This is a genomic window from Sinorhizobium fredii (assembly GCF_002944405.1).
GTDB classification, from domain to species: Bacteria; Pseudomonadota; Alphaproteobacteria; order Rhizobiales; family Rhizobiaceae; genus Sinorhizobium; species Sinorhizobium fredii_C.
In genome coordinates this window covers 95,990-115,116 of sequence record NZ_CP024307.1, presented here as the reverse complement: position 1 = coordinate 115,116, position 19,127 = coordinate 95,990, and the positions used below count along the sequence as shown (strand labels likewise).

The window sequence follows — 19,127 nt, the reverse complement described above, 5'->3', positions numbered from 1 at the left end:
TGGAATCGGCGTATGGACTGCGTCGTGCAGGTCATTTCCGTACAGCGGTCGATGAACAATACAGAGCTCGATTCCCGCTTCACCGTCAATATCGGCGTGACCCTCGACACCCGGCCGACAAAGGCCAGAGTTGCGGAACATGACTGCAGGGCACGCCAGCGCATCGGCTTTCAGCGCCCGGAGCGGCAGGATCATTGGTATCGCTATCAGCCGAAGGAGGCGGCGAGGGTCCAGCTCGCGGTCGCGGAAGCCCGCGCAGCCATAGAAGCTTACGCGCTGCCCTATCTCTCTCAAACTTCAGGTGAGTTTTCCATGGCTGTTGCTGCAGGCAACATCGGTGATGCAAGCACATGCGGGGGTCTGGAAAGCATTCGACGGTCTCAGGCGGCGGATCATTCGCCTTTTACCGTCAAAGAGGGCGTCTAGTCTGTAGCCCGAGGCGGTGCCGTCCGAGCTGCGGTCGCGACCGGTGTCTGACCACCGAGTCGCAACGGCAATCCCGCTGTCGAATACACGGGATCGCCTTTCGCTCACAGCGTTACTCGTGAATCGAGTAAGGCCCCAGCTTGCAGAGATCCCGCTTATCTACCGTCGATTCGAGATTCGAGTTCTCGTCGTACTCAAAACGCATGTCGTACTCGCACACGTCGCGGCCATCCGCGATCGTGAGCTCGATCGTTTCGCCCGGTCCAAAACCTGGCTGCCGAACACATCATCTTCCCATTCCTCGACCCCGACCGGCGACGTGTGGAAACGAACGAGCGTCGCGCCTGTGTCGTTTTTCAACGTGAAAGTCAGGTATTCGGCCGAAGCCGCCGATGAGAATGCGATGGGCCCCCATGGGTGACTGCAGCCAAAACAAATTGCTTCATGAAATAAGTCCCCTGCCCGAATTGAGCCCGCGTAAACTACGCACGACAGGCAGGGCTACAACTTCCTTTTGGCTTCCCGCTGCTGGCTCACCAAAAATGGTACTTCTCGCGACATAAGCCTGGGTAGTTCATGTTCCAGAGATGACTCCTTCCGGTATGCTTCCTGTGCTATCTTTTCCGCCTTGTGCTTCCTTGCGGAGGAAAGCAACATGGGGACTCTTAAAGGCTTCACGCGGAACTGCGCAGTCGCTGTCTTCTCCGGTTGCATGCTGCTGTCGCCTCCGGCACCGGCCGAAGAGGCTGCCGATGTCGCGACCGGGACGCGGCTCGCCGAGTTGCTCAGGGCGGCCCGAAGCGTCCTTTCGAACTATCAGTCGCTCATCAACGATCCGGCCGTCGCCGACAAGCATCTCGACGGCGAACGGTTCACGGCCGAAGCGATCGCGCTTTACGGCAAGCGCACCGGCAGTCCGTTGATCTCCGACGATCTGGCCGAGCGCGACCGCAAGCTGCTCCAGGCTCAGGTCGACGCCATGCGCGAGGTGATCGACGAGCATCAGGACGACATCAATCGTCCGGGCATTGCCTTCAAGGGCTTCGTTCCAGCCGTCTTCGCGCGCCTGATGAACGAGAAATTCGCCGTCAAGGTGGGAAACGAAGCGCTGGTCCGCGTCACGGCGCCGGAGGTGCTGGTGCGCAATCGCAAGTCGCTTCCCGATGCCTGGGAGGCGAAGGTCATCGAGGAGGTTTTCCCGGATCCGCAGCGACCGAAGGAGGCGAGCTATACGGAAGTGACGACCGTCAACGGTCGCCCTGCCTTTCGCATGCTGCTGCCAGAGTATTACACCGATTCCTGCCTTGTCTGCCACGGCGTCCCGAAGGGGGAAATCGACGTCACCGGCTATCCGAAGGAGGGCGGCAAGGCCGGCGACCTCGGCGGTGCGATCAGCATCGTCTTGTTCCAATGAGCGCGCTTCGCGAGCAGTTGCAGCCACTAAAGCCTGTCCCGGCGCCGAGGCTTGCCAGCCGGATCGCCAATCTGCCGATCTCGGCACGCGTCGCGACGCTGACCGCGGCCGGCATGATCAGCCTTGTACTATCGTCGGTTTTCCTGACGCAGGCGCTCCATCGCAGCGCCGCGCGCATGGCCGAAACCCAGGAACTCTTCGACCGGGCCGCATCGGCGGCGGCGGCGCATGTCGCCTTCGGCGACCTCCGGTACTGGCTGACCGATCTCTCCGTCAGCCTGCTGATGAATTCGCAGCGCAATGCCGAGCAGGCCCGCGAGCGCCTGCAGGTCCAGTTGGAGCGCCTTGCCAAGCACTCTCCGGCCGCCGTCAGGGAAATCCGCACGGAAATCGACGCCTATGTCGCGACGGCGCTACAGGCAACGGAAAGCTATACCCAGGACAACCGCATCCTGGGCAACACCCTGCTGGCGGAAGCACGCACCCATAGCGGCCATGTCGATCGGAACCTCAACAGGCTTGTCGAGCAGGTGAAGGCCGATGCTGAGGCTGCCCGCAACGAGGTCGTGGCGCAGACGCAAAAGACGGCCACGACCGCGGCCATCCTCGTCGGCGGGGTCGTCCTGATCGGATCGCTCCTGACGCTCCTCGTCCTGCGCTCGATCGTCGGGCCGCTCCGGCGCCTCAACCGGGTGATCGGCGACCTGACCGAGGGCCGCTACGATGTCGAGGTCCCCCAGGAGGGCGGCGACGAATTCGGGGCGATGGCGAAAACGCTTTCGCTGTTCCAGCAGAACGCCATCGAAAAGAAGAAGCTCGAGGACCAGGCGGAGCGGCAAAGGCGGACGGTCGCCGCGGCGCTCGAGGCGATTTCCGACGGGTTCGTGCTCTATGATCCGGACGACCGTATCCTCGTCGCCAACAGCAAATATTGCGAAATCTTCCCCAGCCACAAGCCGAACGAACTGCGCGGCAAGAGCTTCCGCGAAATCCTGGAGCAGAACCTGGCAAAAGGGAAAGTGGACCTCGAAGGCAAGGCGCCGGACGAGTGGATCGAGGAACGCCTGCGCCTCCACCGCGATCCCGCCGGCCTCGTCGACGAGAGGCGGTTCAATGACAAATGGGTGCGCATCACCAAGCGCAAGATCCCGGACGGTGGGACGGTCGCCGTCTATACCGACATTACCGAACTCAAGCAGAGGCAGGTCGAGCTCGAGCGTGCCAAGAGCAATGCCGAAGCGGCCAGCGAGGCCAAGAGCCGGTTCCTCGCCTCGATGAGCCACGAATTGCGCACGCCGCTGAATGCGATCATCGGTTATAGCGAGATGCTGATAGAGGAAGCGCGCGACCATGACGAGGACGAGCTGGTCCCGGACCTCGAGAAAATCGCTTCGGCCGGCCGGCATCTGCTGTCGCTCATCAACGATATTCTCGACCTGTCGAAGATCGAGGCGAACAAGATGGAGGTCTTCCTCGAAACCTTCGACGTCGCCCGGCTGCTCGGCGACGTGACCGCCACCGTCGCGCCGCTGATGGCGAAGAACCGCAACGAATTCATCCAGGAGTTCGACGGCGATCTCGGGGAGATGCATTCGGACCAGACCAAGCTGCGCCAGAATCTCTTCAACCTGCTCAGCAACGCGGCGAAGTTCACCAATAGCGGCCGGGTCACGCTGTCGGCCCGGCGCGAAGAGCGAGCCGACGGCGACTGGCTCGTCTTCAAGGTCTCCGACACCGGCATCGGCATGACGCCGGAACAGCAGAACCGGCTTTTCAACGCCTTCACGCAGGCCGATGCGTCCACCACCCGCAACTACGGCGGCACCGGCCTCGGCTTGAGCATCACCCGCAGTTTCAGCCGCATGATCGGCGGCGCCGTCGATGTCGAAAGCGAAGTGGGAAAGGGCTCGGTCTTCACGATGGAAGTGCCGGCGCGATGCCGGCGGGAGGCCGGCGTGGCGCCGGCAGCCGAGCCATCGCAGATCATCCAGCCGGGCCGCACCGCGCTCATCATCGACGACGACCCGGCCGCCCGCAACCTGATCGCAAAGGCGCTGGCGGAAGCGGGTCTCGCCTCGATGCAGGCGGCGAGCGGCGCGGAGGGGATAGCCGTCGCCCGCGAGCATCGGCCCGACGCCATTATTCTCGACATCATCATGCCGCACCAGGACGGCTGGTCGGTGCTGCGCACGCTGAAGAGCGACCCCGACCTCTGCACCGTCCCGGTGATCCTGGCGACCATTCTGGCGGATCGCGAGCTCGGTCTCTCGCTCGGCGCGGTCGAATATCTGACCAAGCCGATCGACACCGACAAGCTGATCCGGACCGTCGAGGCTTGCGGCGGTGGAAACCGCGACGTGCTCGTCATCGACGACGACCTGGCTTCCCGCGAATTCCTGCGGCGCATTCTGGTGAAGAGGGATTGGATGGTCCACGAGGCAGGTGACGGCGTGCGCGGCCTCGACATGATGAAACGGCTTCTGCCGCGCCTCGTCCTGCTCGATCTGCTGATGCCGGAAATGGACGGATTCCAGACGCTCAGCGAGATGCAGGGAATTCCGGAGCTGCAGAACATTCCGGTGGTCGTGGTCACGTCGAAGGACCTCTCCGCCAACGAGTTGCGGTGGCTGCGCGAGCGGGCGGTCGCCGTCGTCAACAAGGGGGCAAACAGCAGGTCGCAACTGGTGGAGGCTCTCGAGCGCCAGATCGCATCGCGTGAAACGGCCGGCCAGACCGTCGGCGACCGCTGAAGGCTAAATCGTGCCGTGCAAACCTGCAGCGGGCAGGAGGAGACCGGAAATGACGAGAATCCTTCTGGTGGAAGACAATGAAATGAACCGCGACATGCTTTCGCGGCGTTTGTCCCGCCGCGGCTTCGACGTGCTCATTGCCGAAAACGGCAAGGCCGGCGTCGAGCTCGCCGCTTCCGAAAGGCCCGATGTGATCCTGATGGATATGAGCCTGCCGGTCATGGACGGCTGGGAAGCGACCCGACAGATCAAGGCCAACCCGCTTACGTCCGGGATACCTGTCATCGCGCTGACGGCCCACGCCATGGCCAGCGACCGGGACATGGCGCTGGATGCCGGTTGCGACGACTATGACAGCAAGCCGGTCGACCTGACGCAGCTTGTCCGGAAGATCGAACAATTGCTCACCGCATCTCCCTGAGTGGCGTTGAAAATGAGCGTCGGGAACGAATTTCAGCGTCAGGCCCTTGCCACCCATGTGGCGCAGCGGATGGCCGGCCCGGCACAGGCGATCCTGGGGTTTCAGGAATTGCTGCTCGAACAGGCGCGCGATCTCGGCGCACTCGAGCTGCTCGCCGACCTGGAACGCATCGGTGCCGCAGCAAGACAACTGAACAGTTTTATCGAGAGCCTCGTCGACGCAAAGACGGGATGCCCGGGCGGAGACGCCGCCGAGGCGGAGGCACGGCTGCGGCACGATCTTCGTACACCGCTCAACGCCATCATCGGCTATTCCGAGATGATCCTCGAAGAGGCCGGAGAGCCGCAGCCGCACACGCTGAAGGATGACCTCGGCGTAATTCTGGCCGCGGCCTCCGAGCTGTTGAAGCAGGTCGACGCCATCGCCGGTCTTTCGCGCGGAGCCGCCATCGGGGCGCTTCAATCGCGGGATGAGACCGGGCTAGACACGGCCGAACTCGAACGGCTGCTGTTCCAGAGCAGGCAGGAGGCCTGGACCGATCAGGGCGGCAGGATCCTGGTGGTCGACGATGTCGCCAGCAATCGCGATCTTCTCAGCCGCCGCCTTCGCCACGAGGGCCATCGCGTCGTCGTGGCCGATTCCGGCCGCTCGGCGCTTGCAAGACTGGCGGAGGGGGAGTTCGACCTCATCCTGCTCGATATCCTGATGCCGGACATGAACGGCATCGAAGTCCTCGCAAGGCTGAAGGCGGAAGACCGATGGCGGCACGTGCCGGTCATCATGATATCGGGCCTCAGCGAAGTGGCGGCCGTGGCCCGTTGCATCGAGGCCGGCGCTGACGACTATCTGACGAAGCCGTTCAATCCCGTCCTGCTTCGGGCGCGGATCAACTCCACGCTCGAAAAGAAACGCTGGCTAGACCGCGAGCACCGCTATCTCGAGCAGATCGAAATGGAAAAGCGGCGCGCCGATTCCCTTGTTCACGCGATCCTGCCCGACCAGATCGTTGCCCGGCTGCAGGGCGGCGAGGAGATCATCGCCGATCGCTTCGAAGAGGTGTCCATTCTGTTCGCCGACATTGTCGGCTTTTCGCCCATCGCCGCAAGGCTGCCGCCGTCCGACCTCGTCAGGCGACTGGACGCGATGTTCAGCAAGTTCGATCTTCTGACCGAGCAGCATCGCGTCGAGAAGATCAAGACGATCGGCGACGCCTATATGGCCGCCTGCGGCATTCCGGAACCTTCCGCCGATCACGCCGACAGGATCGTCGCCCTCGGGAAATCGATGCTGGAAGCGCTGCAGGGCTCAGCCTCCGACACCGACCGCTTCCGGGTTCGAATCGGCGTCCACTCGGGGCCGGTGGTCGCCGGATTGATCGGCCGGCTTCGTTTCGTCTACGACGTCTGGGGGGAAACGGTGAACATTGCGAGCCGTCTCGAATCCCAAGGCGTGCCCGACAGCGTTCAGATCTCGGAGGCGACGAGGCGCGCCCTGCATGGCCGGTGGACGCTCGAGCCGCGACGCGCCCTCGATCTGAAGGGCATCGGCAAGATCGAGACCTACCTCGTGAGATAGGTCAATTGCTCCCCTTCCCAAAGTGCGGGGCTGAGCCCCGCACTTTGGGCACGTCTCCTCAATCTCAACCCGCTCTGGGCTCGACCGGCTCCCAAATGCTGACCTTGTGGGTCTCGGGCATGAGGTAAAGCGCAAGCAGGAAGCAGACGGCAGGCACGACGATCGGATAGATCAGCGCGTAGCCGACGCTGCCGGTGGCCGCGAAGGCCGCCGAGGTGACGAAGGGCACCAATCCGCCGCCCCAGCCGTTGCCGATGTGATACGGCACCGAGACCGAGGTGTACCGGATACGGCCGGGAAAGTATTCCGCCAGGAATGCCCCAACCGGGCCATAGACCATCCCGACATAGCAGACGAGAATGAAGATGATGAAGATCGCCGTCGGGTAGTTGATATTGTCCGGCTGGGTGACGGTGCCCAGCCACAGATACAGCGGGTAGTAGGTGATCGCGGCGAGCAGCATGCCTCCGAGGATCACCGGCTTGCGGCCGATGATGTCGGACAGCCATCCGAAGAAGATCAAGCTCGGCGTCGCCAGGAGCAGCGCTGCGCCGACGATATAGGCGGAGTTCAATGCATCCACCTTGGAAACCTGCTGCAGGAAGTAGAGCGCCCAGAACTGGCCGCTGTACCAGACCACCCCCTGCCCGATCAGCACGATGGTGGCGATCCCGACGAATTTGATGTTGGAACTGAGGAAGGCCTCCTTCCAGGGATTTCGGGTCATCTGCCCCTTGGCCTTTATCTCCGCGAAGATCGGCGTCTCCTGGAGCTGAAGCCGGATGTAGATCGCGATGCCGACCAGCAGGAACGACACCAGAAACGGAACGCGCCAGGCCCATGCTTCGAAGACCTCGTTGCCGAAATAGGTGCGGGTCGCGATGATGACGGCGAGCGACACCACGATACCGAGCGTCGGAGAGGTCTGAAGCCAGCCGGTGTAGTAGCCGCGGCGCTCGTCCGGCACATGCTCGGCGACATAGGTGATGGCGCCGCCATATTCGCCGCCGAGGCACAGGCCCTGGATCATCCGCAAGCCGAAGAGAAGAAATGCGGCGGTGAGGCCGATCGCCTCATAGGTGGGGATCAGGCCGATGGCGCCGGTGCCCAAGCCCATTCCGCTGAGCGTGATCAGGAAGGTGTATTTGCGACCGACCCGGTCGCCCATCCAGCCGAACAGGAACGCCCCCAGCGGACGAATCAGGAAGCCCGCCGTGAACAGCGCGATCGTACTCAGGAGCGCTGCGACCGGGTGCGACTGTTCGAAGAACTTGACCGAGAGAACTGCGGCCAAGCTGCCGAAGATGTAGAAATCGTACCATTCGATGATGTTTCCGACCGATGCGGCAACGATCACCCGCCGGAAGTCCTTCGGGACCTGGACAGCCATGTTTCTTCCTCCCGTTTCAACACATGGCCCCCATATTTTTCCGGTATTCTATCACGAAACCAGCGCAGCAAAAGAGTTTGCTCCGGCAGCGACAGTTTTCCGAAGTAATGCTTCGTCGTGGATACCCGACTTTGCTAAAGTTCAGCGGTTGTCGCTGACGAATCCCATGTGGAACGCCGGGAAGATTCGAACATTGCGCCGGGACACATTGCCGCCCACCGCGCCGCCGGCCTTTGCCTGAGCTGTTCTATTGCGGAGAAACATGCAGGCGTTGGCAGGACTGCTGCATCGCAGCCGGGTTGAAATCAGCGAAATCTCGACTAAGCTGTCTGCGGCACCGAGCAATTGCACAGATCCGACAGGCGTCGGAGATGGTGCATGTTGTCGATCGAATGGGATCAGCGGTGCGCTATGCCCTGACGCTCCTTATCGCAGTTCTTCTTGCGGCTTCCGGCTCCCGGGCCGTTACGCAGCAGCCTGCGCCCGTCGGCAAGACGGCTCCGGCCGAGCAGGTCCTGGAACTCAAGCTGGGCTATCTTCGGGCCTATGCGCCTGAACTCGCCCTTTCGGTGCTCGACGTGCCGCCGCGTGACGAAGGCGTCGCCGGAGCCAAGGTGGCGGTGGGCGACAACAACACGACCGGTACCTTCCTCGGACAGAAGTTCACGCTCGATCTGACCGAAATAAGGCCGGACGCCGATGCCGTGCCGGCCTTCAACGACATGGTGTCGAAGGGCGCGCGCTATATTCTCGCCGATCTCTCGGCCGCGCAGCTTCTGTCGATCGCCGAAATCGCCCGCGACAAGGGAGTGCTGATCTTCAACGTCGGCGCCACCGACGACCGTCTGCGCGAGGAGGAGTGCCGGGCGAACGTCTTCCACACCGCCCCGACCCGCACGATGCTGGCCGACGGGCTGGCGCAATATCTGGTCTGGAAGCAGTGGCGCCGATGGGTGCTGGTCCACGGCTCCCATGAGCCCGACCGACTGTTCGCCGATGCGCTGCGCCGCGCCGCCACGCGCTTCGGTGGCGAGATCATCGCCGAAAAGGAGTTCACTGACACCGGCACGGCGCGGCGAACGGATACCGGCGTGGTCCAGATCCAGCGGCAAATGCCCGTCTTCACGCAGGCGTTCCCCGACCACGACGTGCTGCTCGTCGCCGACGAAAGCGAGGTTTTCGGAACATACGTGCCGTTCCGGACCTGGATTCCGCGCCCGGTGGCCGGCACTGCCGGCCTGATCCCTTCTGCCTGGCACCCGGCCAGCGAGCAATGGGGCGGCACGCAGATCCAGAACCGTTTCGCCAAGGCGAATGGCCGGCGCATGCTGTCGAAGGACATGGCCGCCTGGACGGCGGCGAGGATCGTCGGCGAGGCCGCGACGCGCACGCAAAGCGCCGATCCCGAGACGCTCGCAGCCTATATACGCTCCGACGACTTCTCGCTCGCGGCCTTCAAGGGGCAGAAGCTGACCTTCCGTAAATGGAACTGGCAGCTGCGCCAGCCGATCTTCCTGGGCGACGGCCGTTCCGTGGTTTCGACCTCGCCCCAGGAAGGGTTCCTGCATAAGGTCTCCGAACTCGACACGCTCGGCGTCGACCAGCCGGAGACAAAATGTGCTCTGACGTTGCCTTAAACAGGGAGAGAGACAGGTGCTGCGAAGACTGACGTATCTTTCGGCCGGACTTGCCGTCGCCGCCAGCATGGCTTCGCCAGCCTTCGCCTACATGGTCTATGTCTCCAACGAGAAGGACAACACGGTGACTGTGGTCGACTCGGTCACGAAGGAAGTGGTGCGCACGATCAATGTCGGCCAGCGGCCGCGCGGCATCACCATTTCGCACGACGGCAAGTTCATCTATCTCTGCGCAAGCGACGACGACACGATCGAGATCATCGACACGGCCACCTACGAGATTGTCGGATCGCTACCCTCCGGCCCGGATCCCGAGCTGTTCGTCCTCTCACCCGACGGCAAGACGCTCTATGTCGCCAACGAGGACGACAATCTGGTCACCGTCATCGACCTCGAGGGCAAGAAAGTGGTGGCGGAGGTGCCGGTCGGCGTCGAACCCGAGGGAATGGGCATCAGCCCGGACGGCAAGACCATGGTCAACACCTCCGAGACGACCAACATGGCCCATTTCATCGACACGGCAACCAACGAAATCACCCACAATGTTCTCGTCGATTCGCGGCCGCGCTTCGCCGAGTTCAAGCCAGACAATTCAGAGGTCTGGGTCAGCGCCGAAATCGGCGGCACCGTCTCGATCATCGACAATGCGAGCCGTGAGGTAAAGCACAAGATCACCTTCGAGATTCCTGGCCTGCGCTCGGAATCGATCCAGCCGGTCGGCGTGCGCATCACCGCCGACGGCACGAAAGCCTATGTGGCGCTCGGCCCCGCCAACCGCGTGGCGGTGATCGATGCGAAGACCTATGAGGTCGAAAAATACGTGCTCGTCGGGCAACGGGTCTGGCAGCTCGCCTTCACCCCCGACCAGAAGACGATCATAAGCACCAACGGCGTCTCGAACGACATCACCTTCATTGACGTCGCGACCGACGAGGCAATTCAATCGGTGACCGTCGGGGCGCTGCCCTGGGGCGTGGTCGTGCATCCGAACTGACGGGACGGCAAAGCTCTTTGGCAGCGGAGGAGGAAATGCAGAGCTATCGGAATTTCGCGCTTGCCGTGTTTCTCGGCGTGGTCCTGTCGGTAACATCCGGTTCCGCGCAGGCAGCCGACGACGATGATAACGACGCGACGCAGCCGGCTGCGGCCGCCGAGCAGGTGACGCGGGCCAGCAAGGACGTCCCCGAGCTGATCCTTGGGTCGAAGAATGACCAGTTCACCGTCAATCAAAAGGATTTTGCGCTGATCGCCGGCCAAGGCTATCGCTGGAAGATATCGGCTGCAGGCGGTCTGGAGTATAAATTCCACACCGACCTCTTCCGTAATGTGTGGATGAACCAGATTGTCATCAACGATCTCGAAGTGCACATGAACGGCGCCCCGGCCTGGCTCGAATATGATGCGGACGGCACCATCCAGATCCAGTTCACCACCGTGCGCCCGGGTAGCTACAGCTGGTCGGTTCCCGATCTCGCCGAGAGAGGCATGAAAGGAACGATCACGATCAAATAAGGTTGGATGATCGGGCAAATGAGGTTGGATGATCGAGGAGGACGATGCCAACATGCAGCATGTGAGGGCAAACGACGGATTGAGCCTGCCCGCCGCGCTCGACGTCTCGGCGGTCGACCACAGCTACGGCCGGAAGCAGGTTCTGTCCGACATTTCCTTCTCGATTGCGGCAGGGCGCTTCACCGTCCTTCTCGGCCTGAACGGGGCCGGAAAGACGACGCTGTTCTCGCTGATCAGCCGTCTCTTCGACACGCGTCGGGGGTCGATCCGCATCTTCGGCCACGACGTCAGCCGCGAACCGGGCGAGGCTCTGCGGCGGCTCGGCATCGTCTTCCAGGCGCGCACCCTCGATCTCGACCTCAGCGTCTATCAGAATCTCTCCTACCACGCCTCGCTGCACGGCATCGGGCAGAGAGAGGCCCGCGCGCGCATCGAAGCGCTGCTGGCCCAGATCGGCATGAGCGACCGTTTGCACGACAAGGCGCGCAGTCTTTCCGGGGGGCAGATGCGGCGCATCGAAATCGCCCGGGCGCTCTTGCACTGGCCGCCGCTGCTGCTCCTCGACGAGGCAACGGTCGGGCTGGACATACAATCGCGAGCCGAGATTCTCGCGACCATTCGCAAGCTCGTGGCGACCGACGGCATCGGCGTCTTCTGGGCGACCCATCTCATCGACGAGGTCGAGGACGGCGATCACGTCGTCATACTCCACCAAGGCAGGGTGCTCGCGGACGGCAGGGTCGATGACGTCGTCCGCTCCTCAGGCGCAGGCAGCATTCGAGACGCCTTCGCGACGCTGACCGGGGTCGCTACGGCAGGCGGAGGCGCCCAATGAGCTTTCACTCTGCCGCAGACGGAATTCCGGCCGATCGCATACCGGGCTTCAGCGCCCGCCAGTATCTCGTCTGCCTCAGGGGCATCTTCATCCGCGAAGGACTTCGCTTTCTCAACCAGCGGGAGCGCTTCGTCTCGTCGCTGGTTCGTCCGCTCCTGTGGCTCTTCGTGTTCGCGGCGGGCTTCCGTCAGGTTCTCGGCGTCTCGATCATCCCGCCCTACAAGACCTACGTGCTCTACGAGGTCTATATCACCCCCGGATTATGCGGCATGATCCTGTTGTTCAGTGGCATGCAGTCTTCGCTTTCGATGGTCTATGACCGGGAAATGGGAAACATGCGGACCCTGCTGGTCAGCCCATTTCCACGCTGGTTCCTGCTGGTGTCCAAGCTGCTCGCAGGCGTCTCCGTTTCGATCCTGCAGGTCTATGCCTTTCTTGCCATCGCGTGGTTCTGGGGCGTCAGGCCGCCATGGACCGGCTATCTGCTGATCCTGCCCGCACTGTTCCTTTCCGGGATGATGCTCTGCTCGCTCGGAATGCTCCTGTCCTCGATGATCAAGCAACTGGAGAACTTCGCAGGGATCATGAACTTCGTGATCTTCCCGATGTATTTCGCCTCGCCGGCACTTTATCCGCTGTGGCGCATTCAGGAATCGAGCCCGCTTCTCCACAAGATCTGCGTCGCAAACCCGTTCACCTATGCGATCGAACTGATCCGCTTCGCCCTTTACGGACAGAGCGACTGGGGATCGCTGTCGATCGTGATTGCGTTCACCGTGCTGTTTCTTGGCGGCGCGATCCTCGCCTATGATCCGTCGAACGGCTTGCTCAGCCGCAGGCAGGATACGGGAGGAAATGCCTGATGCGGTGCTTGCTTCTGACGCGCATCCTGCCGGCCGCGATCGCTGCAGCGGTCGCAGGGCCCGTTTTGGCAGCGCAGGGCGGCGATCCGGACTGGCCGTGCATTCAGCGCAAGGTTCCGGAGCTCTCGCTCGGGCAGATATGGACCGGCGCCGCACTGCCGCAAACGGCCGCCGACTGGTCGAAGGATGCGGCCATCGCTCATTTGGTGACGGAGCTCTCGGCGCGCCGCGTGCCGCTGCCGGAGGCACAGCAAAAGATCCGGGAATATGCGGATAGCCTGCCGGAGGGCGAGAAGGAACGGCGCATGACCATGCTCGCGCAGGGCCTGTTCGAGCACATGAACCGGGAACGCTCGGATGTCATCGCCGGCATCGCCCGCTACGCCCACGCGCAGAGGGACATGGCGGCATTCCTGCGGCAGGAGGCGTCGGCGGTCGATGCCTTGCGAGCGAAGCCCGCTGCCGACCCGAAGGAGCTTGCACGGCGGAACGACCGGCTGGTGTTTCAGACGCGCGTTTTTCAGGAGCGCTCGCAATCGCTGGGCTTCGTCTGCGAGGTGCCGACCCTCATCGAGCAGCGCCTCTACGCTCTGGCCAAATCGATCGCGCAGACGCTCAGCGATCGATAAACCCCCCGAAGCTGTCGCTCACGGCGAAGCGGGGGCTTTCCGCGATAATTGACGCTGGTTTATCGCGCGCGTATCCTTCTCATGCGGGCTTTCCATCAGGCACCTTGTGAAAGCCGGTTATCGGACTGGTGCGCCAAGCGTCTCAGTCGGCGTTGCCTCTGCGCGCGTTCGTGCGGAAAGGTGCTTAGGTGAACCTCGTCGATCTCGTCCTGACCGTCTGCATGCTGGCCGACCCTACCCGTTGCCGCACCGAGCACCTGTATTTCCAGAGCCACGGATCGCTGGTCCAATGCATGATGCTGGCTCCGGCTGAGATCGCCAAGTGGTCCGTAAGCCATCCGACACTGAAGATCGTGCGATGGAAATGTGTTTTCCCGCCCGAGGAGCAGGAAATCTGACGTCCCTCTAGGAAATTGATGGAAGGTGACATCATGAACATATCGCGGCGTGCGCTTTGCGGAGTGGCTTTTCTGGCTGCCGTCAGTCCTCTGGGATTGCCTGCCTTTGCAGCGCCGTCGGCGCCGAAAGTGCGTGTGGGTGTGCTGAAATTCGGCACGGTGAATTGGGAACTCGATACCATCAAGCACAACAAGTTCGACGCGGCCAACGGCATCGAGGTGGAGGTCGTCTATTTCGCCGGCGAGGACGCGACCAATGTCGCCATGCTTGCGCGCGATCTCGACGTCATCGTTTCCGACTGGCTGTGGGTGTCGCGTCAACGTTCCGAGGGCGAAGACCTGACGCTTGCCCCCTACTCGACAGCCGTTGGCGCCATCATGGTCAAAAACGAGGCGCCAATCCGCCAAATCCCCGACCTCATCGGCAAGAAGATCGGCGTTGCCGGCGGATCGCTCGACAAGAGCTGGCTCCTGATCCAGGGACTTGCCGAGCGCGACCACAAGATCGACCTGGCCAAAGAGAGCGACGTCGTTTTCGGCGCCCCGCCGCTGCTGTCGGAGAAGGCGCTTTCCGGTGAGCTCGACGCGGTCCTGAATTTTTGGCATTTCTGCGCGCGGCTGGAGGCAAACGGCTTTCGCCGGCTGATCGGTGCCGACGATGCAGCGAAGGCGCTTGGGGCATCGGGGCCGGTCTCGGCACTCGGTTACGTGTTCCGCGACAAATGGGCGAACGAAAACCCGGATGCGGCGATGGGCTTTGTCAAGGCAAGCGCAGACGCCAAGAAGCTGCTGGCTCGGTCGGATGACGAATGGCAGCGCTTGGCGCCTATCGTGCGCGCCGAGGGCAGAGAGCTCGAGGTGCTGCGCGATCGCTATCGGGAAGGCATTCCGAACCGGCCTCTCGCCGAAGAGGAAAGCGATGCCGCTAAGCTCTATGAAGTTCTCGCGCAACTGGGCGGGGAGAAGCTCGTCGGCGAAGCGCGGCAGATGGCTCCCGGGACATTCTGGGCGGCATTGAAGACATGACGGCGAAATTCGGATCGGAAAACGGGCTGTCGGCGCGCCGGCCCGCGCGCAGGGCCCGTGGGTTGCCGGCGGCGACGGCCGTGGCATCGCTCGCCGCCCTGTGCCTGCTCTGGAGCCTCGCGGCCGGCATCTGGCCGAGCCGTGCTTTCCCGCCGCCGCTCGCAGTCTGGCAGGTGCTTCTCAAGGAGGCGGCCAGCGGCGACCTTGGTTATCACCTGGCAATGACCCTCTGGCGGGTCGCGGCCGCCTATGTCGTCGCCATGATCGTCGGATCGGTCATCGGCGTGCTGCTCGGCATGCACCGGCGGGCGGACGTCTTCTTCAATCCGTGGCTCGTGCTCTTCCTCAATCTCCCGGCCCTGGTCGTCATCGTACTCGCTTATATCTGGTTCGGCCTGACCGAGGCTGCCGCAATCGGCGCCGTCGCCATCAACAAAATACCCAACGTCGTCGTCACCATGCGTGAGGGCGCGCGGGCGCTCGAGCCCCGTTTCGCGGAAATGGCCACGGTCTACCGGCTCGGACCGCTCGACCATGTTCGCCATATACTGGTGCCGCAGTTGCAGCCCTATTTCGCCGCCGCCTCGCGCTTGGGCATTGCGCTGATCTGGAAGATCGTGCTCGTCGTCGAGCTGCTCGGCCGTTCGAGCGGCGTCGGCTTCCAGATCTATCTCTACTTCCAGATATTCGACGTTGCCGCCATCCTTGCCTACACGCTCGCTTTCGTGGCTATCATGCTGTCGATCGAACTCCTTCTGGTGCAGCCACTTGAACGACATGCAACCCGCTGGCGCCGCCGCTCCGCTTAAGGTCGACATTGCCGAGAAGACGTTCCGCTCGGCGGAGGGCGTTACGATCGTTGCGCTGCGCGGTCTTTCCTTCGCGGTGAGACAGGGCGAATTTGCCTGCCTGCTCGGCCCGTCGGGCTGCGGCAAGACAACGACCCTGCGCATTCTGCTGGGCCTCGATCGGCAATTTTCCGGCAGCTATCAACTGCCCGAAGGCGGTTCCGACCGCGTCGCTGCGGTCTTCCAGGAGCCGGTGCTTCTCCCCTGGCGGACGGTGGAGCAGAACGTCCGTCTTGCGCTCGCGCCGCGCCTCAGGGACAAGGACCTGGACTGGCTGTTCGACATTCTGGGGCTTTCGGCAATGCGGGCGCTCTATCCTTCGGAACTTTCGCTCGGCCTGGCGCGCCGCGCCGCGCTCGCCCGGGCTTTCGCCACCGAGCCCGCGGTACTTTTTCTGGACGAGCCGTTCGCCTCGCTCGACGAGCGAACCGCCGACAAGTTGCGCCAGCTTCTGATGAGGGTGTGGGCGGCGAGACCCACCACGGCCCTGATGGTCACCCACAATTTGCGCGAGGCGCTTCTGCTTGCCGATCGCATCGTGGTGCTGTCGCAGCGCCCAGCGCATGTGCTGGGTATCTTCGACGTGGGCGTGCCGCGTCACGCCCGTGAGGCGGCATCGCTGGACCAGCTTGTCTCGGAGTTTCACAAGAGGTTTCCGGACGCGGACTGATTGTCCCGAGCGGGCGACGGGTCAGAAGCAGCGGACCTCCGCCTCGGCCTGCGCTCGCCTGAGTTCCGCGTCGGCGGATTTTGCTGGCGCGCTTTGCCGGAACAGAACCCCTCTTTCGCCTGTCTGAAGTCCGAGGCTCCTGAAGGTCTCGGCCGTCTCATAGCGTTCGTAAGGCATGATCGACGCTATGACGTCGATCGAGCATGAACAGCGTTCGAGGGCGGCACGCGTTTCGCCATTAGCCTTCATGCAGCCATACACATAGTCGACGACGGCAACCGTCGGGTAGCCTCCGGCGGCCGATGCCGGTGCGGCGCCCGAGAGCGCAACGAGCAAGCCGATCACTTCCAAGTTACCAATCGTCACCATGAACCTCCGCCAGCTTCGTCACCTAGGACAGGTTCTTAAATTAACCTGCCGTGAGGATGTATTAGTGTAGTAAATTCTCGCATAGTATCCAATCTAGATTTGTCAAATATTAGTAACTTTCGTGCTGCGCGGCAGCATATTTTGTTTTGCGCTGCAGCATTAATTGTATAATGAACCTTGCTTTATTCTTTATGATCGCCTATTCTCCAGCGGTTTCCGGCTTCAAGCCTTGTCTGGGAGCGGCGAAGTCTCGCTTATCAAGAGGTTTGGCAATAACGGTGCCCTCTGCCGATCCGAATGAGCCGTGACACGCTGACGGAAGCGCATGTCCCACGACAAGCATGACATGCTTGGGCTGGCCTTTGTGGTCGCCTGCGGAATTGTGAAGACGAGCCTCGGGTGACTATCGACATCGGGAGGACTTCGCATGCGCATACTCGGAAAATTCGCATATCTGCCGATGGCGGCCGCTGGAGTTCTGACAGCGGCGCTTGCCGGAAATGCGTTGGCCAATGACGAACTGAAGGCCCTTGCGGCCGACCCGAAGAACTGGGCCATGCCCACGGGCGACTATGCCAATCAGCGTTATTCCAAGCTGAACCAGATCAACAAGGACAATGCTAAGGATCTGCAGGTCAAGTGGACCTTCTCCACCGGCGTATTGCGCGGCCATGAAGGCGGCCCGCTGGTGATCGGCGACGTCATGTACGTCCATACGCCGTTCCCGAACATTGTTTATGCACTTGATCTCAAGAACGACGGCAGGATCCTCTGGAAATACGAACCGAAGCAGGATCCGAGCGTCATCGCGATCATGTGCTGCGACACAGTCAACCGCGGTCCGGCCTATGGTGACGGAAAGATCATCCTCTACCAGGCCGACACCATGGTGACGGCTCTCGATGCCAAGACCGGCAAGGTCGCCTGGCAAGCCCAGAACGGCGAGAAGATCGACGGGAGCCTGTCCGAATCCGGCACGTCCGCGCCCATGGTGGTCAAGGACAAGGTCATCGTCGGCGTCTCGGGTGCCGAATATGGTGTCCGCGGCCACCTCACTGCCTACAATCTGAGCGACGGCAAGCGTGCCTGGCGGGCCTATTCGACCGGCCCTGATTCAGAAACGCTGATCGACCCGGAGAAGACGACCCATCTCGGCAAGCCGGTCGGCAAGGACTCCGGAATGAACACCTGGGAAGGCGAGCAGTGGAAGACCGGCGGCGGCACCACCTGGGGGTGGTACGCCTATGATCCGGAACTCAACCTCGTCTACTATGGTACGGGCAATCCTTCGACCTGGAATCCCAACCAGAGACCCGGCGACAACCGATGGTCAATGACGATTTTCGCGCGCGACGCCGATACGGGTATGGCCAAGTGGGCCTATCAAATGACGCCGCATGACGAATGGGACTATGACGGCGTCAACGAAATGATCCTTGTCGACGACATGGAGATCATGGGTCAACCGCGCGACGTGCTCGTGCATTTCGACCGCAACGGCTTCGGCTATACGCTCGATCGTGCGACGGGTGAGCTTCTGGTTGCCAAGAAATACGATCCCACGGTGAACTGGGCGACCGAGGTCGTGATGGACCCGAAGAGCGACCAGTATGGCCGTCCGCAGGTGGTGGACAAGTACTCCACCGAGCATAACGGCGAGGACTTCAACACCACAGGCGTTTGCCCGGCGGCGCTTGGAACGAAAGACCAGCAACCGGCAACCTATTCGCCGAAGACGAAGCTGTTCTATGTGCCGACCAACCATGTCTGCATGGACTACGAGCCCTACCGGGTGAGCTACACGGCCGGCCAAGCCTATGTGGGCGCGACCGTGAACATGTACCCGACGCCCAACAGTCACGGCGGCATGGGCAATTTCATCGCTTGGGACGCGGCCAAGGGCGAGATCGTCTGGTCGAAGCCGGAACAGTTCTCGGTGTGGTCGGGTGCGCTCGCAACGGAAGGCGACGTCATCTTCTACGGCACGCTGGAAGGCTACATCAAGGCCGTGGATATGCAGGGAAATGAACTCTACAAGTTCAAAACTCCCTCGGGCATCATCGGCAACATCAACACCTACGAGCATGGTGGCAAGCAATATATTGCGGTGCTGTCGGGTGTCGGTGGCTGGGCAGGCATCGGGCTTGCCGGCGGCCTTCTGGCGGCCGAAGGTGCAGCGGCGTGGCAACAGGCCGTAGCGGGCGAGAAAGCTCCGACCGAAGAAAGCGAAGCCATCGCCACGGCGGGTTTGGGTGCGGTGGGCGGCTATGCCGCACTGGCCGAGTACACCACACTCGGCGGGCAACTGACCGTATTCGGTCTCCCGGATTGATAGCCGGGCGAACCCTGCCTGAACGAGAGCCC

18 protein-coding genes and 1 pseudogene are annotated in these 19,127 nt (G+C 62.3%); 16 read left to right on the top strand and 3 right to left on the bottom strand.

From position 1 onward, the window contains the following. Positions 1–12 precede the first annotated feature (12 nt). Complete coding sequence (locus tag NXT3_RS00525) at positions 13–426, top strand: DUF4304 domain-containing protein (RefSeq protein ID WP_234828071.1); 414 nt, start codon at positions 13–15, stop codon at positions 424–426. Between the two features lie 112 nt (positions 427–538). On the opposite strand, the pseudogene NXT3_RS32240 reads toward NXT3_RS00525, so the two are convergent. Next, positions 539–864, bottom strand: a pseudogene (locus NXT3_RS32240) (hypothetical protein). A gap of 217 nt (positions 865–1,081) precedes the next feature. On the opposite strand from NXT3_RS32240, the gene NXT3_RS00515 reads away from it, so the two are divergent. The 4 genes from NXT3_RS00515 to NXT3_RS00500 are packed head-to-tail and all read left to right on the top strand — an operon-like array spanning position 1,082 to position 6,586. Continuing rightward, complete coding sequence (locus tag NXT3_RS00515) at positions 1,082–1,840, top strand: Tll0287-like domain-containing protein (protein ID WP_097527771.1); 759 nt, start codon at positions 1,082–1,084, stop codon at positions 1,838–1,840. Beyond that, entirely contained in the window at positions 1,837–4,590 is a 2,754-nt protein-coding gene (locus NXT3_RS00510) for a response regulator (protein ID WP_104838626.1), read from the top strand. The genes NXT3_RS00515 and NXT3_RS00510 overlap by 4 nt, the downstream gene beginning before the upstream one ends. A 49-nt stretch (positions 4,591–4,639) precedes the next feature. Next, positions 4,640–5,011 (top strand): response regulator, encoded by a 372-nt coding sequence (locus NXT3_RS00505; RefSeq protein ID WP_037422759.1) that lies wholly within the window; start codon positions 4,640–4,642, stop codon positions 5,009–5,011. A 12-nt stretch (positions 5,012–5,023) separates the two neighbouring features. Beyond that, entirely contained in the window at positions 5,024–6,586 is a 1,563-nt protein-coding gene (locus NXT3_RS00500; protein ID WP_104839901.1) for an adenylate/guanylate cyclase domain-containing protein, read from the top strand. 64 nt (positions 6,587–6,650) lie between these two features. On the opposite strand, the gene NXT3_RS00495 is transcribed toward NXT3_RS00500, so the two are convergent. Then, entirely contained in the window at positions 6,651–7,976 is a 1,326-nt protein-coding gene (locus NXT3_RS00495) for an MFS transporter (protein WP_037422761.1), read from the bottom strand. Positions 7,977–8,347: 371 nt separating this feature from the next. Between NXT3_RS00495 and NXT3_RS00490 the strand changes: the two genes are divergently transcribed. The 10 genes from NXT3_RS00490 to NXT3_RS00445 all read left to right on the top strand — a co-directional run bounded on the left by NXT3_RS00490 (position 8,348) and on the right by NXT3_RS00445 (position 16,394). Then, the gene (locus tag NXT3_RS00490) at positions 8,348–9,613 is read left to right on the top strand and encodes a lanthanide ABC transporter ABC transporter substrate-binding protein PedA1 (protein ID WP_234828070.1); all 1,266 of its coding nucleotides are present in this window, start codon (positions 8,348–8,350) and stop codon (positions 9,611–9,613) included. A gap of 67 nt (positions 9,614–9,680) precedes the next feature. Further along, positions 9,681–10,607, top strand: coding sequence for a YVTN family beta-propeller repeat protein (locus tag NXT3_RS00485; protein ID WP_104839900.1), 927 nt, complete (start codon positions 9,681–9,683; stop codon positions 10,605–10,607). A 35-nt stretch (positions 10,608–10,642) separates the two neighbouring features. Continuing rightward, positions 10,643–11,125 (top strand): cupredoxin domain-containing protein, encoded by a 483-nt coding sequence (locus tag NXT3_RS00480; protein ID WP_104838624.1) that lies wholly within the window; start codon positions 10,643–10,645, stop codon positions 11,123–11,125. Between the two features lie 52 nt (positions 11,126–11,177). Next, on the top strand, positions 11,178–11,960 hold the full coding sequence (locus NXT3_RS00475) for a lanthanide ABC transporter ATP-binding protein PedB/LutE (RefSeq protein WP_104839899.1): 783 nt from the start codon (positions 11,178–11,180) through the stop codon (positions 11,958–11,960). After that, complete coding sequence (locus tag NXT3_RS00470) at positions 11,957–12,823, top strand: lanthanide ABC transporter permease protein PedC (protein ID WP_104838623.1); 867 nt, start codon at positions 11,957–11,959, stop codon at positions 12,821–12,823. Before NXT3_RS00475 ends, NXT3_RS00470 begins: the two co-directional genes overlap by 4 nt. Further along, entirely contained in the window at positions 12,823–13,452 is a 630-nt protein-coding gene (locus tag NXT3_RS00465; RefSeq protein ID WP_104838622.1) for a hypothetical protein, read from the top strand. Before NXT3_RS00470 ends, NXT3_RS00465 begins: the two co-directional genes overlap by 1 nt. A 188-nt stretch (positions 13,453–13,640) precedes the next feature. Continuing rightward, positions 13,641–13,850 carry a hypothetical protein gene (locus NXT3_RS00460; RefSeq protein ID WP_097527764.1) on the top strand — a complete coding sequence of 70 codons (210 nt, stop codon included), beginning with the start codon at positions 13,641–13,643 and terminating at the stop codon, positions 13,848–13,850. A 33-nt stretch (positions 13,851–13,883) separates the two neighbouring features. Further along, a complete protein-coding gene (locus NXT3_RS00455) occupies positions 13,884–14,876 on the top strand; it encodes an ABC transporter substrate-binding protein (protein ID WP_097527796.1) in 993 nt (330 codons plus the stop codon). Beyond that, positions 14,873–15,685 (top strand): ABC transporter permease, encoded by an 813-nt coding sequence (locus NXT3_RS00450; RefSeq protein WP_234828069.1) that lies wholly within the window; start codon positions 14,873–14,875, stop codon positions 15,683–15,685. Before NXT3_RS00455 ends, NXT3_RS00450 begins: the two co-directional genes overlap by 4 nt. Next, entirely contained in the window at positions 15,654–16,394 is a 741-nt protein-coding gene (locus tag NXT3_RS00445) for an ABC transporter ATP-binding protein (protein ID WP_104838621.1), read from the top strand. The genes NXT3_RS00450 and NXT3_RS00445 overlap by 32 nt, the downstream gene beginning before the upstream one ends. A 21-nt stretch (positions 16,395–16,415) precedes the next feature. Here NXT3_RS00445 and NXT3_RS00440 read toward each other — a convergent pair whose 3' ends face one another. Then, positions 16,416–16,763 carry a hypothetical protein gene (locus NXT3_RS00440; RefSeq protein ID WP_179864847.1) on the bottom strand — a complete coding sequence of 116 codons (348 nt, stop codon included), beginning with the start codon at positions 16,761–16,763 and terminating at the stop codon, positions 16,416–16,418. A gap of 460 nt (positions 16,764–17,223) precedes the next feature. Between NXT3_RS00440 and NXT3_RS00435 the strand changes: the two genes are divergently transcribed. Beyond that, positions 17,224–19,095, top strand: a complete 1,872-nt coding sequence (locus tag NXT3_RS00435; protein ID WP_097527794.1) for a methanol/ethanol family PQQ-dependent dehydrogenase — start codon at positions 17,224–17,226, stop codon at positions 19,093–19,095. Positions 19,096–19,127 lie beyond the last annotated feature (32 nt).

Coding starts and splice junctions, on each gene's coding strand:
- NXT3_RS00455 (WP_097527796.1), top strand. CDS start 13,884: ATGAACATATCGCGGCGTGCGCTTTGCGGAGTGGCTTTTCTGGCTGCC.
- NXT3_RS00485 (WP_104839900.1), top strand. CDS start 9,681: ATGGCTTCGCCAGCCTTCGCCTACATGGTCTATGTCTCCAACGAGAAG.
- NXT3_RS00525 (WP_234828071.1), top strand. CDS start 13: ATGGACTGCGTCGTGCAGGTCATTTCCGTACAGCGGTCGATGAACAAT.
- NXT3_RS00495 (WP_037422761.1), bottom strand. CDS start 7,976: ATGGCTGTCCAGGTCCCGAAGGACTTCCGGCGGGTGATCGTTGCCGCA.
- NXT3_RS00440 (WP_179864847.1), bottom strand. CDS start 16,763: ATGGTGACGATTGGTAACTTGGAAGTGATCGGCTTGCTCGTTGCGCTC.
- NXT3_RS00450 (WP_234828069.1), top strand. CDS start 14,873: ATGACGGCGAAATTCGGATCGGAAAACGGGCTGTCGGCGCGCCGGCCC.
- NXT3_RS00465 (WP_104838622.1), top strand. CDS start 12,823: ATGCGGTGCTTGCTTCTGACGCGCATCCTGCCGGCCGCGATCGCTGCA.
- NXT3_RS00515 (WP_097527771.1), top strand. CDS start 1,082: ATGGGGACTCTTAAAGGCTTCACGCGGAACTGCGCAGTCGCTGTCTTC.
- NXT3_RS00500 (WP_104839901.1), top strand. CDS start 5,024: ATGAGCGTCGGGAACGAATTTCAGCGTCAGGCCCTTGCCACCCATGTG.
- NXT3_RS00435 (WP_097527794.1), top strand. CDS start 17,224: ATGGCGGCCGCTGGAGTTCTGACAGCGGCGCTTGCCGGAAATGCGTTG.
- NXT3_RS00445 (WP_104838621.1), top strand. CDS start 15,654: ATGCAACCCGCTGGCGCCGCCGCTCCGCTTAAGGTCGACATTGCCGAG.
- NXT3_RS00505 (WP_037422759.1), top strand. CDS start 4,640: ATGACGAGAATCCTTCTGGTGGAAGACAATGAAATGAACCGCGACATG.
- NXT3_RS00475 (WP_104839899.1), top strand. CDS start 11,178: ATGCAGCATGTGAGGGCAAACGACGGATTGAGCCTGCCCGCCGCGCTC.
- NXT3_RS00490 (WP_234828070.1), top strand. CDS start 8,348: ATGGTGCATGTTGTCGATCGAATGGGATCAGCGGTGCGCTATGCCCTG.
- NXT3_RS00510 (WP_104838626.1), top strand. CDS start 1,837: ATGAGCGCGCTTCGCGAGCAGTTGCAGCCACTAAAGCCTGTCCCGGCG.
- NXT3_RS00480 (WP_104838624.1), top strand. CDS start 10,643: ATGCAGAGCTATCGGAATTTCGCGCTTGCCGTGTTTCTCGGCGTGGTC.
- NXT3_RS00470 (WP_104838623.1), top strand. CDS start 11,957: ATGAGCTTTCACTCTGCCGCAGACGGAATTCCGGCCGATCGCATACCG.